Consider the following 521-nt stretch of genomic DNA (forward strand, 5'->3'; position numbering starts at 1 on the left):
GGATATGCACGGCAACAGACATTAAGGGGATAGTACTGAGAACACCCGTCTTCTTGCGACGAAGTACAACCCAGCTCTGGCCGTGCATAGAGATGATGTTGTCTCTCACTAGACGAGATATATCTGCATAAGAAAGTCCCGTATAACAAGAAAAGAGAAAGGCATCTCGTACTAGAAGAAGCTTAGGGTTTGAAAGCTCAACTGAACGCAAACGCTCCAAGTCGGAATCATCTAAGAACCCCCTATCTGTAGGTTGCATGCGTAAAACAACCTTTGGAAAAGGGACTCGCATAAGCAAGTCATCTTCAACGGCTCGCTCCATCGCTTTTCTCAAAAAGCGCAGAACTTTGATGGCTGTGTTGTGGGTGTAGTTTTTCTCGCCCTTTAAGTATAACTCATAGCTGGATAGCTCATCTTTCTGCACAGCAGAGAGGGGTAAGTCGTCCTTTCCATATTGATAGCCCAAGTACCCTTGTAATAAGGTCATCTGATAGTTGTGCCATCTAAGAGTTGCACTTGTT

General features: G+C 44.9%; 1 protein-coding gene. It reads right to left on the reverse strand.

The genetic code is table 11. From position 1 onward, the window contains the following. A partial coding sequence (locus PORUE0001_RS05255) for a phage integrase SAM-like domain-containing protein (protein ID WP_007365430.1) occupies window positions 1–487 on the reverse strand: 487 nt, incomplete at its 3' end. Between the last annotated feature and the right edge of the window lie 34 nt (window positions 488–521).

The organism is Porphyromonas uenonis 60-3 (genome assembly GCF_000174775.1).
GTDB lineage: Bacteria > Bacteroidota > Bacteroidia > Bacteroidales > Porphyromonadaceae > Porphyromonas > Porphyromonas uenonis_A.